Annotated in this window: 17 protein-coding genes; 7 read left to right on the top strand and 10 right to left on the bottom strand. The window is 71.6% G+C overall.

Going from position 1 to position 15,332, the window contains the following annotated elements; all coding sequences use genetic code 11:
* Nucleotides 1–116: 116 nt before the first annotated feature.
* The 3 genes from BM333_RS11090 to BM333_RS11080 all read left to right on the top strand — a co-directional run bounded on the left by BM333_RS11090 (nt 117) and on the right by BM333_RS11080 (nt 2,932).
* Nucleotides 117–1,289, top strand: a complete 1,173-nt coding sequence (locus BM333_RS11090) for a cell wall hydrolase (RefSeq protein WP_245777244.1) — start codon at nt 117–119, stop codon at nt 1,287–1,289.
* A 103-nt stretch (nt 1,290–1,392) separates the two neighbouring features.
* Nucleotides 1,393–2,436, top strand: coding sequence for a sensor histidine kinase (locus tag BM333_RS11085; RefSeq protein ID WP_092311277.1), 1,044 nt, complete (start codon nt 1,393–1,395; stop codon nt 2,434–2,436).
* 88 nt (nt 2,437–2,524) lie between these two features.
* Entirely contained in the window at nt 2,525–2,932 is a 408-nt protein-coding gene (locus BM333_RS11080; RefSeq protein ID WP_092311274.1) for a response regulator, read from the top strand.
* Nucleotides 2,933–2,942: 10 nt separating this feature from the next.
* Here the strand turns inward: BM333_RS11080 and trxB are convergent, their stop codons facing one another.
* A complete protein-coding gene (trxB, locus tag BM333_RS11075) occupies nt 2,943–3,950 on the bottom strand; it encodes a thioredoxin-disulfide reductase (protein ID WP_092311271.1) in 1,008 nt (335 codons plus the stop codon).
* Between the two features lie 38 nt (nt 3,951–3,988).
* Nucleotides 3,989–4,870 (bottom strand): hypothetical protein, encoded by an 882-nt coding sequence (locus tag BM333_RS11070; protein WP_092311268.1) that lies wholly within the window; start codon nt 4,868–4,870, stop codon nt 3,989–3,991.
* 49 nt (nt 4,871–4,919) lie between these two features.
* Between BM333_RS11070 and BM333_RS11065 the strand changes: the two genes are divergently transcribed.
* Entirely contained in the window at nt 4,920–5,138 is a 219-nt protein-coding gene (locus BM333_RS11065) for a glycine zipper domain-containing protein (RefSeq protein ID WP_092311265.1), read from the top strand.
* A gap of 25 nt (nt 5,139–5,163) precedes the next feature.
* Here BM333_RS11065 and BM333_RS11060 read toward each other — a convergent pair whose 3' ends face one another.
* The 6 genes from BM333_RS11060 to BM333_RS11035 form a co-directional block, all read right to left on the bottom strand.
* Nucleotides 5,164–6,162, bottom strand: a complete 999-nt coding sequence (locus BM333_RS11060; RefSeq protein WP_245777243.1) for a mitochondrial fission ELM1 family protein — start codon at nt 6,160–6,162, stop codon at nt 5,164–5,166.
* Nucleotides 6,153–6,626 carry a transcription elongation factor GreA gene (gene greA, locus BM333_RS11055; protein WP_092311261.1) on the bottom strand — a complete coding sequence of 158 codons (474 nt, stop codon included), beginning with the start codon at nt 6,624–6,626 and terminating at the stop codon, nt 6,153–6,155. Before greA ends, BM333_RS11060 begins: the two co-directional genes overlap by 10 nt.
* A 104-nt stretch (nt 6,627–6,730) precedes the next feature.
* Nucleotides 6,731–6,931 carry a hypothetical protein gene (locus tag BM333_RS11050; RefSeq protein WP_092311259.1) on the bottom strand — a complete coding sequence of 67 codons (201 nt, stop codon included), beginning with the start codon at nt 6,929–6,931 and terminating at the stop codon, nt 6,731–6,733.
* Nucleotides 6,932–6,978: 47 nt separating this feature from the next.
* Nucleotides 6,979–7,656: a glutathione S-transferase gene (locus tag BM333_RS11045; protein WP_092311256.1), complete on the bottom strand. Its 678-nt coding sequence runs from the start codon at nt 7,654–7,656 to the stop codon at nt 6,979–6,981.
* Between the two features lie 59 nt (nt 7,657–7,715).
* A complete protein-coding gene (locus BM333_RS11040) occupies nt 7,716–7,907 on the bottom strand; it encodes a cysteine protease (protein ID WP_092311253.1) in 192 nt (63 codons plus the stop codon).
* A 43-nt stretch (nt 7,908–7,950) separates the two neighbouring features.
* A complete protein-coding gene (locus BM333_RS11035) occupies nt 7,951–9,789 on the bottom strand; it encodes a family 43 glycosylhydrolase (RefSeq protein WP_218151452.1) in 1,839 nt (612 codons plus the stop codon).
* Nucleotides 9,790–9,854: 65 nt separating this feature from the next.
* Between BM333_RS11035 and selD the strand changes: the two genes are divergently transcribed.
* From selD to BM333_RS11020, 3 genes are read left to right on the top strand one after another with little or no spacing between them, the layout of a single operon-like run.
* On the top strand, nt 9,855–10,910 hold the full coding sequence (gene selD, locus BM333_RS11030) for a selenide, water dikinase SelD (RefSeq protein WP_092311250.1): 1,056 nt from the start codon (nt 9,855–9,857) through the stop codon (nt 10,908–10,910).
* The gene (gene mnmH, locus BM333_RS11025; RefSeq protein ID WP_092311247.1) at nt 10,907–11,971 is read left to right on the top strand and encodes a tRNA 2-selenouridine(34) synthase MnmH; all 1,065 of its coding nucleotides are present in this window, start codon (nt 10,907–10,909) and stop codon (nt 11,969–11,971) included. Before selD ends, mnmH begins: the two co-directional genes overlap by 4 nt.
* A 9-nt stretch (nt 11,972–11,980) precedes the next feature.
* The gene (locus BM333_RS11020) at nt 11,981–13,276 is read left to right on the top strand and encodes a dicarboxylate/amino acid:cation symporter (protein WP_092311244.1); all 1,296 of its coding nucleotides are present in this window, start codon (nt 11,981–11,983) and stop codon (nt 13,274–13,276) included.
* Here BM333_RS11020 and BM333_RS11015 read toward each other — a convergent pair.
* Together BM333_RS11015 and BM333_RS11010 are read right to left on the bottom strand one after the other, a co-directional pair.
* Entirely contained in the window at nt 13,273–13,623 is a 351-nt protein-coding gene (locus BM333_RS11015) for a hypothetical protein (RefSeq protein ID WP_092311241.1), read from the bottom strand. The genes BM333_RS11020 and BM333_RS11015 overlap by 4 nt on opposite strands.
* A gap of 385 nt (nt 13,624–14,008) precedes the next feature.
* Nucleotides 14,009–15,322 carry an amidohydrolase gene (locus tag BM333_RS11010; protein WP_092311238.1) on the bottom strand — a complete coding sequence of 438 codons (1,314 nt, stop codon included), beginning with the start codon at nt 15,320–15,322 and terminating at the stop codon, nt 14,009–14,011.
* Between the last annotated feature and the right edge of the window lie 10 nt (nt 15,323–15,332).

Below are 15,332 nucleotides of genomic sequence, written 5' to 3'. Positions count from 1 at the left end.
AAGTCCCCACATGGACAACGATGCTTTCCTCTTGACCTAACGACGCTTTCTCGCCTGAAAAGCGCCGCGCTTGGCAGGCAGACGAACGGCGCGACCTTCCCTCGATGGAGCCGGGATTGGCCATAGACTGGACAGGGCTGAACAGGACGATCCGACGGGTGGCGGCCGCCGCGCCGGCGGCGCTGGCCGCGGCCGGCGTGGCCATGGCGGCGTCCTCGACGCCGCGTCCGGAGATCGACCGTCGCGCCGAGACCGTGCGCCAGCTCACCCGCGGGGATCTGTCGGATAAGGGCTTGGCCGCCATCACCGCGCGCATGACCCCGTCCCAGCTGGCCATCGCCCTGCGCCACGATCCGGGCGAGCGTCGCCCGGCGCTCTACGGCCTGACTCCGGGGTGGGAGAGCCTGACCCTGGCCGGCAAGCCGACGCTGGACCTCGGCGCCAACGGAATCGAGGCGATGCGTCTCAACGCCGCCACGCCGGGGGCGGAGGGCCTGCTGCGCCCGGCCAAGCCGTTCGAGTTCCGCCCGGCCACCGTCGAGGATCGTCGTCGCGCCCGCCGCTGCCTGGCCCAGGCGATCTATTACGAGGCGGCGCTCGAGCCGACTGAGGGTCAGGAGGCCGTCGCCCAGGTGGTCCTCAACCGCGTTCGCGACCCGAACTACGCCAGCACCATCTGCGGCGTCGTGTTCGAGGGGGCCGAGCGGACCACCGGCTGCCAGTTCAGCTTCACCTGCGACGGTTCGCTGGCGCATGCGCCCGTGCGCTGGGCGTGGGATCGCGCGCAGCGGGTCGCCGACCGCGCCCTGGCCGGCCACGTCGCCGCCCGCGTCGGCACCGCCACCCACTATCACGCCGACTATGTCCGCCCGTGGTGGGCGCCGACCCTCAACAAGCTGACCCAGATCGGGGCCCACATCTTCTATCGCTGGAAGGGGATCTACGGCGAACCCGCCGCCTTCCGGCAGGCCTATGCCGGGCGCGAGCCGGCCATCGACGAAGCGCGCTTCGCCCGTCCGCGCCTGCAACTGGCCGCCGACGCGGATGCGAAGGCCGAGGCCGAGGCCGACGCCGCAGTCCGCACGGTCGAGATCGACGGCCAGACCCGGGTGGTGGGGGTCGCGTCCCTGGGCGGCCGTCGCCAGCCGACCGCCTCCGACATCGCCGCGATCAACGAGCGGCTGGCCGCCTTCGAGAATCCGGCGCCCGCGCCCGTCGCCGCGCCGGCGCCGCCCGCGCCAGGCGTGGTGGCGATGGAGGTTGAGGAAGTCGGCCGCCCGGCGTCCTGAAATCCGCGTTCCGGACGTGCAACGTCTGGCCAATCTTGGCATTAATGAACCGAAGAAGGCGCACGGCGCCGCTTGAGGTCCGTGCGTGCGACACCCTGACCCGATGCTGACCGCCGATGATCAGCGCGACCGGCGCGAGGCCCTCGCCGCCATCGCCGACGCCATGCCGCAGATGGTCTGGTCGACCCGGCCCGACGGCTTCCACGACTACTACAACGCGCGCTGGTACGAGTTCACCGGCGTGCCCGACGGCTCGACCGACGGCGAGGGCTGGAACGGCATGTTCCACCCGGAGGATCAGGCCCGCGCCTGGGAGCGCTGGCGTCACTCGCTGGAGACCGGCGAGCCGTACGAGATCGAATACCGCCTGCGCCGCCACGACGGCGTCTATCGCTGGACCCTGGGTCGCGCCATGCCGCTGCGCAACGAGGCCGGCCAGATCGTCCGCTGGTACGGCACCTGCACCGACATCGACGATCTCAAGCGCATGGAGCAGGCCAAGGAGTTGCTCAGCCAGGAGCTCAGCCACCGCATCAAGAACATCTTCGCGGTGGTCTCGGCCCTGATCGCCCTGTCCGCTCGCCGCTTCCCGGAGGCGAAGGGCTTCGCGGCCGCCGTGCGAACCCGCATCAACGCCCTCGCTCGCGCCCACGAGTTCGTCCGGCCCCACACCGAGTCCTCCCGCCCCACGGTCGGCTCGATGACCCTGCACGCCTTCCTCACCGACCTGTTCAAGGCCTACGCCGGAGCCGACGGCGGCGCTCGCGTGCGCCTCACCGGCGACGACGCCAGCTTCGACGACCAGGCGGCGACCTCGGTCGCCCTGCTGTTCCACGAGCTGGCCACCAACGCCGCCAAGTACGGAGCGCTGTCGGCCGAGGGCGGCTGGGTCGACCTCGACACCCGCCGCACCGACGACCGTTTCGTGCTCAGCTGGACCGAGCACGGCGGTCCGCCGGTCGAGGGCGAGCCGGAGCGGTCGGGCTTCGGGGCCTCGCTTGCCACGCTTTCCGTCGAAGGACAGCTGGGCGGTCGCCTGACGCGCACCTGGGCGCGGGAGGGGTTGCGCGTCGTCGCCGACCTGCCCGCCACCGCCCTGTCCCGCCGGCGGGCGGCGCTAAATGTCGCAACCACGACATCCGACTGAAACCCTGAACGAAACGGGGCGTTCACTCCCGGCGCCGTAGTGCGTACCAATGAGAAACTGCCTCCCCGCCTGATCCGCCTGCCCTGAAATGACCGCTCGCATCCTCATCGTCGAAGACGAGGCCCTCGTCGCCATGGAGCTCCGCTTCGTGCTGGAGGATCTCGGCCACCAGGTGGTCGGGACCGCCGCCGACGCACGAACGGCGCGCAATATCGTGCGCGAGACCGAGGTCGATCTGGCGCTGGTCGACATCCACCTTTCCGACGGCCCGACCGGCATCGAGCTGGGGCGGGAGCTGGGACAGGAGATCGGCGTCACGGTGCTGTTCATGACCGCCAATCCCGGCATGGTCCGGAACGGCGTCGCCGGCACCATCGGCGTGCTCTCCAAGCCCACCGACGAGAGGGCCGTGCAGACGGCCGTCGACTACGCCTTGCGCCGCCGCACCGGCGAGCCGGTCCAGTACGCGCCGCCGCAGTTGCAGCTTTTCGGCTGAGCTTCGGGGGTCACCAGACCCCGATCTTCTCCGCTTCCTTGTGCGGGATCGGATGCCCCTCGGCCTTGTGGTCCTGCTCGGCCAGGAAGCGCACAGCCTCCAGCGCCGCCATGCACCCCATCCCCGCCGCGGTCACGGCCTGGCGGTAGATATCGTCGGTGACGTCGCCGGCGGCCCAGACGCCTTCGATCGCTGTCGCGGCGGTGCCCGGCTTGACCACCAGATAGCCCCCGGCCTTGGTCTCGAGCTGGCCGGCGAACAGCTCCGACGACGGGGCGTGGCCGATGGCGATGAACACCCCGTCGGCCGAGACCTCGCGGGTCTCGCCGGTCTTGACGTTCTTCAGCCGCGCGCCGGTGACGGTCAGGCCGCCGTCGGTCTCGGTCCCCAGCACCTCGTCGATGGCCGAGTCCCAGACCACTTCGACCTTCGGATTGGCGAACAGCCGGTCCTGCAGGATGCGCTCGGCGCGGAACTCGTCGCGGCGGTGCACGACGGTGACCTTGGAGGCGAAGTTGGTCAGGAACAGCGCCTCTTCGACGGCGGTGTTGCCGCCGCCGACCACGATCACCTCCTTGCCGCGGAAGAAGAAGCCGTCGCAGGTGGCGCAGGCCGACACGCCGAAGCCCTGGTATTTGGCCTCGCTCTCCAGCCCCAGCCACTTGGCCTGGGCCCCGGTGGAGATGATCACCGTCTCGGCCAGAAGCTCTGTTCCGGAGTCCAGCGTCAGCCGGAAGGGCCGCCGGGACAGGTCGGCCTTGACCACGATGTCGTGGATCACCTCGGTGCCGACGTGCTCGGCCTGCTTCTGCATCTGCTCCATCAGCCAGGGGCCCTGGATGACGTCGGCGAAGCCGGGATAGTTCTCCACGTCGGTGGTGATGGTCAGCTGACCGCCGGGCTGCAGGCCGGCGATGACCACCGGGTTCAGCATGGCGCGGGCGGCGTAGATGGCGGCGGTCCAGCCGGCAGGGCCGGATCCGATGATGGCGACACGGACGGTGCGGGGAGTGCTCATGCGCCTATCTAGGCGCGATTCACCGCTGGCGGGAGACGCTACGCGGGCCGATACGGCTGGAATTCACAGCCGGCGGGCCGGACCAGCACCTGGATCAGCTCGCCGGAGTCGATCGCGCCGGCCATATGGGCGTGACCCGCGTGCGGATCGGGGCCGGTCTCCGCGAACTCGAACACGCCGACACCGTCGTGCTCGCCGCGATACGCCAGCTCCCGCAATCCGTAGACCCGGGGCAACCCATGCTTGCGGTAGGCGACGCCGTCGACCGTGATGGTTTCGTTGTTGATGAACCACGCGCGGCCGTCCGCCGCCGTGAACGGGGTGTCCGACAGCGGGCCCCATCCGTCGGCGGTGCGGTAAGCGGCGCCCCACCGGTCCGCGAAGGGCGGTGCGGGATCTTCGGAGAACACGCCGTAGGTGACGGGCACGAGGCGGCCGGACCCCGGGCGATAGCCGCAGCCCTCGGACACCCGGTCAGGCTGGAAGCCCGGTTGCTGGATCGCCGGCGCCTGCCGGGGGCGCGGCGCAGCGTCTCCGAAAGTCAGGTCGTAGGGGCCCGTTACGCCTGCTTCGGCGCTGCGTACCGTCAGCGAGTAGGTTTCGGTGTAGCCCAGATCGGTTCGGACCACCGCCTCGTCCCCGTCTCCGTGGGCCACGTACAGGAGGTTGCCGTCGCAGGCCGCGCCGCGGCGCAACACCAGCAGAGGCTCGAACGCGGCGGACCGAAGGCGAACGGTCAGCCTCTGTCCCTCGCTGCCGCTGAAGCTGAAGCAGTCGAAATAGGCGCCGGTGTCGCCCCTCGGATCGCCCGGGCCGAGGCTGCCGGCCACGGCCTTGTCGAGCGCCACGGGAACGACGAACTTGGCCGCCTGCTGCGGCGTTCCCAAGGCGGCGGCAAAGGCGAGAGCGGCGAGCATCATGCAGGAAGGCTAGACTTTCGCGGCCCCACCCCGCAACCGGGAGTCAGAAATGGAAAGGCCCAACCACCTCGGCATCGGCCTCGCGCTGGGTGTGGCCATCGGCGCCGGCCTTGGCGTGGCGATGGACAACATCCCCGTCGGCATTGGCGTCGAGATCGGCGTCGGACTGGCCATCGGCGTCGCGATGGGCGCGGGAAAGGCGAGGCGGAGCGACAAGGACGGCGACGGGCCATATACGGACGATGGAGCGGATGCGGGCGGCGACTGACCCCTGCCCCTCCCCCTGCCGGGGACTAACGCCGTCCCATGCGGTCCAGCACCTCTCGCGCCGCACGCTCCGTCTCAGCCAACGGCTCGTAGCTCCACCCTTCCAGAGTCCCGTCGAACGGCCGCGCCGCCTCGCGCGCGCGCAGGTCGGCGTGCAGGCGGTCGAACTTGTCGCCGGCTTTCAGCGCGACCATCGGCAGGATGTGCACCGGCTTGCCCGTCGACGCCGCCTCGGCGGCCATGTTGGCGCTGTCCTCGGTGACCAGCACGTGGTCGGCATGGTGCAGGAAGGCGAAGTACGGGTTGGCCCCGGTCCCGTCCCAGATCCAGCCCGGCCAGCGCGACAGGCGCGCGGTCATCGCCGCTTTCGCCGCTTCAGGCGTGCGCCGCGAGAAGGTCAGCATCAGCGAGCCGCCGGCCGCCGCTATGGCCGCCGCGATCTGCTCCGCCAGCTCCGCGGCGTGCGCTTCCGGCAGGTCATGAGCCCGCGACTTCCCGCCGATGAGCACGGCTAAGCGTGGACGAGGGAGAGCTTCGAGCCGATCGGCAAACGCTTTCGCCCCCTCGGCCAAGCGCTCTGGCGTCACCCGATGCGGCGAGCCGGTGATTGACAGCACGTTCGCTCCCTCGACGCGGTCATGCCGGGGCGCCACCACAAGATCGAAGTCGCCGGTGCGCCAGCGCGGGTCCTGGGTCTGGACCACGAAGGTCCGCCCGCCCGATCGGCGCCTGGCCATCAGCGACAGGGGCAGGGTGGCCCGGCCGGTGGCGATCCACACGTCCGGCCAGGGCTCTCCCGTGGCCGGAAAAACCCGATCGGAAGACGGGTCCAGCATCCACGGCGCCTTCAGCGCCGAGGGCAGCCGGTCGAAGGCCTTGCGCCACTTCACGCGACGGACCGAGATGTTCGAAGACGGCGAAAGGCGCTGGAGGGCCTCCGCCAACCCCAGCGCCTGGTTTTCCATGCCGATCCGGCCGTCGGAGACGACCTGGATCGAAAGCGGGCTCGTGGAGCCTACTTCCACTCGACCTTGAGGATTTCGTAGGCCTTCACGCCGCCGGGCGTGTTGACCTCGACCACATCGCCGACCTCCTTGGAGATCAGGGCGCGGGCGATCGGGGAGGAGACGGAGATCTTGCCCGCCTTCACGTCAGCTTCATGCTCGCCGACGATCTGGTAGGTGCCTTCCTCTTCCGTGTCCTCGTCCACGACGGTCACGGTGGCGCCGAACTTGACCTGGTCCCCCGACAGCTTGGTCACGTCGATGACCTGGGCGCGGCTGATCTTGTCCTCGATCTCGGCGATCTGGCCCTCGATCCAGCCCTGCCGCTCCTTGGCCGCGTGGTACTCGGCGTTCTCGGACAGGTCGCCGTGCTCGCGGGCCTCGGAAATGGCCGCGATCACGCTCGGCCTTTCGACCGACTTCAATTGCTTCAGCTGATCGTCGAGGACACGGTAGCCCTCGGCCGTCATCGGCACTTTTTCCATGATGTCGTGAGTTTCTTGTTACGCCCGACTGAAAGACGACTCGGCACAGGGATCGCAGGGCGCGCGCGACCGGCCCAAGAGGGTAGGGCGCCCGGAGGAAAGGTTCAAGGGCGGGTCAGGCGGGCGGGCTTGCGACCGCGTGTCCCGACCTGCCGGATCAGGCTCCACGCCAGCCAGGCGACGGCCGCCAGGCCCGCCGCCATGAACAGGGTCGACACGAACACCACGCCGGCGGCCATGAAGGCCAGCAGGAAGGCGACGGCGGCCGCCAGGGCGGCGACGATCTGGATGATCTTCAGGCGCATGGAGCCTTAACGCGGGGACTTTCAGGGGGTTGCTGTCCCGATCGTGTTCATTCCGGGGCGGGGGCGTACGCATACTCGCCGCCCCGCTCCAGCGCCCGGCGCCAGGCGGGACGGGCGTGGATGCGCCGCAGGAATTCACGGCAGCGGGGTCGGTCGGGGCCGAAGCCGATGCGCGACCCGGCCGCTTCGAGCGGGAAGCTCATCATGATGTCCGCCGCGGTGAAGGCGTCTCCGGCGAACCAGCCGCCACGCCCCAGCTCGGCTTCCCACCAGGCGATGTGGTCGGCGATCTGCGGCGCGATGAACGAGGCGTCGACCTTGCGCGTGATCGCCTTCGCCACGGGCCGTATGAGCATAGGCGTCCGTTTCGGAACCTGGCTGAAGACCAGCTTGAGCAGCAGCGGCGTCATCGCCGAGCCCTCGGCGTAGTGCATCCAGTAGGTGAAGCGGCGGGCCTCCGGCGTGCCGGGCGCCGGCCGCAGACCGGAGTTCGGGAACGCCTCCAGTAGGTGCTCGATGATCGCCCCCGTCTCCGCGACCACGACGCCGTCGTGTTCGATCACCGGCGACTTGCCCAGCGGATGCACGGCCCGCAGCGCCGCCGGCGCAAGCAGCGTCTTCGGGTCGCGCTCGTAGCGCCGGATCTCGTAGGGCGCCCCCAGCTCCTCGAGCAGCCACAGCACCCGCTGCGAGCGGGAATCGTTCAGGTGATGGACGACGATCATGGGCGCAGCTCCGGTCCAGCGCCCGTTGTGAGCCGTTGACGTGGCGTCCGTCCAGAGCCTCAGGGGCGCCGGCCGCTCCAGCGCCGCCCCGGGCGGTTCGCACCGGCGGCGCCGCCGGTCCGGCGGCTCTGCCACAGCTGCAGGGCGAGGGTGGCGAGGGCCAGCTTTCCGGCGTGGCGGCCGGCCATCCGTCGTCCCCCGCGGCTGAGCAGGAGGCCGCCGAGGACGGTCGCGATGGGGGGAAGGCGCATGAGGATCTCCTTTCACCCGCTAACGCCCGGCGCGGAGGCCCGTTCAGCGTCTGGCGGCGACCCGAACCGGGTGGCTCGGCGCCGAGACGCCGGCGGGCGAGAACGCCTCCACCGCAAACCAGTAGTCGACGCCGGCGTTCAGCGCCCGCACCTCCAGCCGGTCGCCCATCTCGCGCAGGTCGTCGAAATAGACCTGGTAGGTCTGGAACAGCCGGTCCGGCGCCGTGCCCCAGCGGACGTTGTAGCCGAGGGCGTCCGACACCGGCTCGACGCGGACCGTGGCGTTCCTCTGGTCCGATCCGCGCTCCACACGCAGCGACGGGGTCTCCGGCGCCACACCGTCGGTCGTGCCGAACACCCGCAGGTCGGCGATGGCCAGGTTGGCGGCGGCGACCTCGCCGTGTTCGTAGCGGATGAAGCGGGCGTCCACCGGCGTCTCGCCCTCGACATAGGCGTTGGGCCGGTCACGTTCGGAGCCGGAAAGGTCGGCGAACACCCGCCAGTCCTGCCCGTCCCGCGACCAAAGGATGCGGAAGCGGGTGCGGATGTCCGGCCGCTCGGCGTAGACGCCGCTCTCGTGGTCGGCGTAGTTCACCTGCACCGCATGCACCCGCTTCATGCCGCCGAGGTCCAGCGTCAGGGTCTCGCCCGGTGCGTTGTGGTCGGCGACCCAGAAGGTGCGCGGTTTCTCGTCGACGGCTTGGTCGGGCGTGAAGTCGCCGCGCGTCGAGGAGGCGGTCGCCTCGACCTTGTAGGACAGCGGGAACCAGCCGGTGAACAGGCTCTCCGGGTCCGCCACGGGGCCGGTCGGGATGCGCTGCGGATAGTCGCCGAAGCGGCTGGTGAAGTGCATCTCGCCGTCCGGCGTGAAGCCGCCCGGGAACATCGCGATACGGCGTTCGAAGCGCCAGTTGTGGCCGATCCACGGCGTGCCCGTGTTCCACCAGTTGCCGTATCTGTCCTGGAAGGTCGAGCCGTGCCCCGCCCCCTCGACGAAGCCGCCGGGCTTGTAGCTGACCGGGTTGTAGTCGGCGTACTCGAATGGCCCCAGCGGGCTGTCCGACACCCAGACCCCGTTTGCGTAGGCATTGTACTCGGTCCCCGGCGCTCCGTATTGCAGGTAGTACCGGCCGCCGTGTTTCGTCATCCACGCGCCCTCGATGTAGGGCCGGATGGGTGTGCCGTCGGGCAGGCCGCCGGCATGGTCCTCGCCGAACCGCTCCCAGCCGTGCCGTTCCGGATCCAGGCGTCCCAGCGCCACGGGGTCGCTGACGAACCGCACCGGCGGCGTCGGATCGATCTCCGCGCCATAGATCGGATAGACGTTCGAGCTGCCCCAGTAGAGGTACCAGCGGCCGTCGTCGTCGATGAACAGGCCCGGATCCCACGGCCCCGGCGGCAGCCGGCCCTCCGGCAGCCCGCCCTCGCCGAACGATCCTTCCTCACCCCGGCTCACGGCGCCCGGAACCGGCGGCAGGATGCGGATGTGCCAGTCCCAGCGACCCGTCTCCGGATGCTCGCTGACCAGCAGCGGCCGCGGTTCGAAGGCCGACTGCATCAGGTACAGGCGTTCCCCGTCCGACGCCGCGGCGGGCGCCACATGCCCTTCGAAGGGCCATTTGTCGGGCTGCACATAGGTCCAGTCGACCAGGTTCCCACTGGTCCAGTAGCCGTCGGCCAGGGTCTGGAACAGGAAGTAGCGGTCGCGGTGCAACACGATCACCGGATCGGCGCCGGTCCGGTAGCTGATCCCCTGGTGCGTCTGCTCGAAGTTGTACTTGTAGTCCACGTCGACCGGGTTGGCCCAGGTCCGCGCCTCCTGGGCCGCGGCGGGCAGGGCGAAGAGCAGGGCGGCGGCGGTCATCGGCGGGAAACGCTTCATGCGCCGACCGTATCACCCGCCTCCGGCTGTTGAGTTCACGCTCGGTTTCGCCCTAAGCCGCCTGCATGACCGACGCCGATGCGCCCGAAGAGCCCCGCCTGACCTCCCTCGCCCACGGCGGCGGCTGCGGCTGCAAGATCGCGCCCGGCGTGCTGCGCGACATGCTGGCTTTCACGCCGCAGGCCGCGCCCTTCGCCGACCTGCTGGTGGGCAACGAGACCTCGGACGACGCCGCCGTCTGGCGCCTCAACGACGACCAGGCGCTGATCGCCACCACCGACTTCTTCATGCCGGTGGTCGACGACCCCTTCCACTTCGGCCAGATCGCCGCCACCAACGCCCTGTCCGACGTCTACGCCATGGGCGGGACGCCGATCTTCGCCCTCGCCATCGTCGGCATGCCCGTCAATGTGCTGTCGCCGCGCACCATCGGCCGGGTGCTGCAGGGCGGCGCCGCGGCCTGCACGGCCGCCGGGATCCCCGTCGCCGGCGGCCACTCCATCGACAGCGTCGAGCCGATCTACGGCCTGGCGGTGATGGGGCTCGTCCACCCCGACCGGGTGCTGACCAACAAGGGCGCCCGCCCCGGCGACGTGCTGGTCCTGACCAAGCCGCTCGGCGTCGGCGTGCTCAGCGCCGCCTTCCGTCAGGACCGGCTCGACAAGGACGGCTACCGAACCCTGAAGGCGACGACCACCCGGTTGAACAGCTTCGGCGCGAAGCTGTCCGGCCGGCCCGGCGTGCACGCCCTCACCGACGTCACCGGCTTCGGCCTGCTCGGCCACGCCCTGGAGATGGCCCGCGGGGCCGGCGCCACGGTCGAGATCGACGCCGCCCCGCCGACCCTGCCGGGCGTGCGCGACCTGCTCGCGGCCGGCGTCCGCACCGGCGCCTCGACTCGAAACTGGGCCAGCTACGGCGAGGAGGTCGATCTGCCCGACGGACTTGAGCCGTGGCGCCGCGACCTGCTCACCGACCCCCAGACCTCCGGCGGGCTGCTCATCGCTGTGGCCGGGGCGGAGCTGGAGGGGCTCGCCGCCTTCGCCCGCGTGAACGGGACCGGCTTCCAGGTCGTCGGCCGGGTGGTCGAGGGCCCGCCCCGGGTGCGCGTGATCGCATGATCCGCCGCGCAACGGACCTGTCGCCCGCGGCCCGCGACGGCTTCGACGCGCTGATCGACGTGCGCAGCCCGTCGGAGTTCGCCGAGGACCACCTCCCCGGCGCGATCAACCTGCCCGTCCTCGACGACGCCCAGCGCGCCGCCGTCGGGACCGAATACGTCCAGGGCTCCAAGTTCGAGGCCCGTCGCCACGGCGCGGCGCTGGTCGCGCGCAACATCGCCGCCCACCTCGAAGGCCCCCTCGCCGCCGTCGGCGGCGGCTTCCGGCCGCTGGTCTACTGCTGGCGCGGCGGCCAGCGCTCGGGGGCCATGGTCGCCGTCATGGACCAGGTCGGCTGGCCCGTGACGGTGCTGGACGGCGGCTACCAGACGTGGCGGCGCCAGGTCGTGGCGGCCCTCTATGACGCGCCCCTGCCGCATCGCCTCGTCGCCCTCGACGGCCCCACCGGTTGCGGCAAGACGGCCCTGCTGCAGGCGCTCGCGGCCCGCGGCGTGCAAACCCTCGACCTCGAGGCCCTGGCCGCCCACCGCGGCTCGCTGTTCGGGGCCATGCCCGGCGGCCAGCCGTCGCAGAAGGCCTTCGAGACCGCCCTGCACGACGCCCTGTCCCGCCTCGACCCCGCCCGTCCGGTGGTCGTCGAGGCCGAGAGCAGCCGCATCGGCGAGCGCGTCGTGCCGCCGTCGCTGTGGGCCGCCCTCGCGGCCGCTCCGGCGGTCGAACTCGCTGCGCCGCTCGGGGCCCGCGTCGCGCGCATCGTCGCCGACTACGGCGACATCGCCGCCGATCCGGCCGCCCTCGACGAAGCCCTGAGCCGCCTGCCGCGCCACCACGCGAAGGCGGAGATCGCCGAATGGCGCGCCATGGCCGCCCGGGGTGAGATCGCCGCCCTCGCCGCCGCCCTGATCGAGGCCCACTACGACCCCGCCTACCGCCGCAGCGCCGCCTCCCGCGGGCGCCCGGTGCTGCAACGGCTCGACCTGCCCGACCTGTCGCCCGCCGCCCTCGACGCCGCCGCGGCCGCGCTCGCGGAATCGCTCGACCGCGCCGCGCCCTCCGCCTAGCTTCGCCCGATGACCCGCTCCCGCACCGCCGCCGTCCTGTCCTCGCTCAGCCTGCAGGTGCTGACGGCGCTCTTCGCCGGCCTCGCCGCCGGGGCCGCGGCCCAGGCCTGGGGCATCCCGGGCGGGGAGGGGACGGTGGCCATGGTCGAGGGCGTCGGCCAGCTGTGGCTCAACGCCCTGCGCATGACCATCATCCCGCTGGTCTTCAGCCTGCTGGTCACCGGCATCGCCTCGATCGCCGACGCCGCCGCCACCGGCCGGCTGGCGCTGAAGGCGGTGTGGGTCTTCGCCGCCCTGCTGGTCGGGGCGACCGTCTACGGCGTCCTCGCCTCCCAGGGTCTGCACGCCCTGTGGCCCATCGACCCCGACGGCGGCCGTCTGCTGCTGGCCGGCGCCCATGGCGACGCCGCGGTGCGCGAGAACCTCGGCGGCGGCGGGCTCGGCGCCTTCCTGACCAGCCTCGCCCCGTCCAACCCGATCCGCGCCGCGGCCGACGACGCCATCCTCGGCATCGTGGTCTTCGCCATCGTCTTCGGCTTCGCCGCCACCCGCCTCCCGGCCCGGCTGCGACAGCCGATGACGGTCTTCTTCGAGGCCGTGGCCGAGACCATGGTGGTCATCGTCCACTGGGTGCTGCGCGCCGCCCCGGTCGGCGTCTTCGCCCTGTCGCTGGGCGTCGGACTGCGCGCCGGGCTCGGCGCCGCCGGCGTGCTCGGCCACTACATCGCCCTCGTCGTCCTCTCGCTCATCGGCCTGATCCTGCTGACCTACGTCGTCGCCGTGCTGTGGGGGCGCGTGACCCTGCCGCGTTTCGCCCGCGCCGCCGCCCCGGCCCAGGTCGTCGCCTTCTCGACCCAGTCGTCGCTGGCCTGCCTGCCGGTGATGGTCGAGCGCGCCCGCGACCGCCTCGGCGTCTCGGCCGCCACGGCCGGCCTCGTCCTGCCGCTGGCGGTGGCGGTGTTCCGCATCACCTCGACCGTGGCCAACCTCGCCGTGTGCATCTATGTGGCCCACCTGTACGGCATCGAGCTGACCCCGGGCGTGCTCATCGCCGGCTCCGTGACCGCCCTGGCCGTCAGCGTCGGCACCGTCGGCCTGCCCGGGCAGGTCAGCTTCTTCGCCTCCATCGCCCCGATCGCCATCGTCATGGGTCTGCCGCTGGAGGTCCTGCCCCTGCTGCTGGCGGTCGAGGTCGTGCCGGACATCTTCCGCACCATCGGCAACGTCACCGCCGACTTGGCCGCCGCGCGGATCGTCGAGGGCCGCGACGCCCGCGCCGACCCGGAGGCGGGGGCGGGGATCTAGATCCGCGCCCGACCTGCCGCGGGCGCCGGTTGTCCGAACGCCACCTCTGGGTTCATCTGCTTCAGCCGGTCCGCCGCCTTCATCAGCGCCTCCGCCTCGGCGGCGCGCCCCTCGCTGACCATCCAGCTGGCCCGCCACATGGCGCATTCGTATGCGATCACGGGGTCGATCCCCGGCGGCATCGGCTCTCGCTGCGGCGTCGCCCGGGCGGGGACCGGCGGCGTCGTCCCCTCCGAGGCGCCGCGCACCGGCTTGAGGTCCAGCTTCCCGGCGATGCGGTTGCGCGTCCAGCCTTCCAGCGCCCGCCGCTTCAGGTTGGAGGGGCCGACGTCGAAGCGGCGCGCCACCGCCGGCGCCGGCTCGCCGGCGATGTAGGCCTCCCGGACCTGGGCCCAACGTCTCGGGACCGCGATATTCTCTCAGCCGATGGTGGTCCATGCGGCGATGATCGCGAAGGGATACGTCAGATCCGGTCGCGGGGGGGCGGACGCCCGCTTGTCGCGCTTGTCGCTCTTGTCGCGTCGTCTCGTCGCCGCCGTCCACCGGCGGTCGCCCCCGGGTCTCCGCGATGTCGTGGAATATCGCGCCCGTGTCGCCCTGATGTCGCGTCGATGTCTCCCCCGATTCGCTGCCCGGAAATGCAGCTGATGACCGTCGGTCCCCGCCCCTCGGGGACGCGGACTGTTCGACGACTGTCCGGAATCGTCGCGAACTGGTCGACGCGCCCGGCGCTCAGCCGGCCCGTCGCAGCAGCGCCTCGGCGGCCGTCACCGACGCCTCGACGCCGGTGATCACCGACGGCCGCGCCTCGATGCGGAACAGCGGCGAGTGATGCCCTGGGGCGTCGTCGACCGCCTCCGCCGCCGTGCCGCCGACGCTCATGTAGACGCCCTTCACGCCGCTCTCGGGGGTGACGAAATAGGCGAAGTCCTCCGCCCCCATGCCCGTGCGCGGCGCCTCGATCAGCGCCCCTTCGCCCAAGCCCTCGGCCAGGGCGGCGCGCACCCGGGCGGCGGTCTCCGCGTCGTTGATGGTGGGCGGCGTCGTCTCGGTGGCGGACCGGGTCACGGTCGGCAGCCGATCCTCGGGCACGCCCAGCGCCAGCGCCGTGTTGCGCGCGATCCGGTCGATCCCGTCCAGCAGCTGCCGGCGCACTTCCGGGCTGTCCGAGCGCACCGTCAGCTGCAGGTCGACCCGGTCGGAGATGATGTTGTGCTTGATCCCGCCGCGGATGGCCCCGACCGTCACCACGGCCCCTTCCAGCGGATTGGTCTCGCGGCTGCGCAGCGACTGCAGCGCCACCACGATGTGCGAGGCGACCAGCACCGGATCGACCCCGAGATGCGGATAGGCCCCGTGCGTGCCGACGCCGTGCACCGCGATGTCCACGCTGTCCGAGCTCGAGGCGGTGATGCCCAGCGGCGCCTCGACCCGGCCCGTCGGCAGGTCGGCGGCGACGTGGAAGGCCAGCGCGTAGTCCGGCTTGGGGAAGCGCGTGTACAGCCCGTCCTCGATCATCGCCCGGGCCCCGAAGATGCGCTCCTCGGCCGGCTGGGCGACCAGCACCAGGGTCCCGGACCAGTTACCCCGCCGCGCCTTCATCTGCCGCGCGGTGCCCACAAGGGCGGTGATGTGCACATCATGGCCGCAGGCGTGCATCACCGGCTTCTCGACCCCGTCGGCGTCGACCTGGGTGACGGTCGAGGCGTTGGCCAGGCCCGACTGCTCGCGCAGCGGCAGGCCGTCCATGTCGGCCCGGATCATCACGGTCGGGCCGTCGCCGTGGCGCAGGACCGCGACCACGCCGGTGCCGCCGACGCCCTCGGTGACCTCGTAGCCCAGCGCCCGCAGCTCCTGCGCCATCCGCGCCGCCGTGCGCACCTCCATCCCCGACAGCTCGGGATTGCGGTGGAAGTGGTCGAACAGCGCGCCCAGGTTTGCCTCGTAGTCCGCCTCGACGGCGGCCTTCAGCGCGGCGTCCTCGGCCGAGGCCGTCCCGGCCAGCAGGCCGGCGGCCGCCAGGGCGATGAGTCCGGTGCGTGTCATGTGCGTCCCC

It is taken from the genome of Brevundimonas viscosa, assembly GCF_900116065.1.
In the GTDB taxonomy this organism is placed as follows: Bacteria; Pseudomonadota; Alphaproteobacteria; order Caulobacterales; family Caulobacteraceae; genus Brevundimonas; species Brevundimonas viscosa.
The sequence above is the reverse complement of the archived record's forward strand: the minus strand, read 5'-3'. Positions and strand labels throughout refer to the sequence as shown.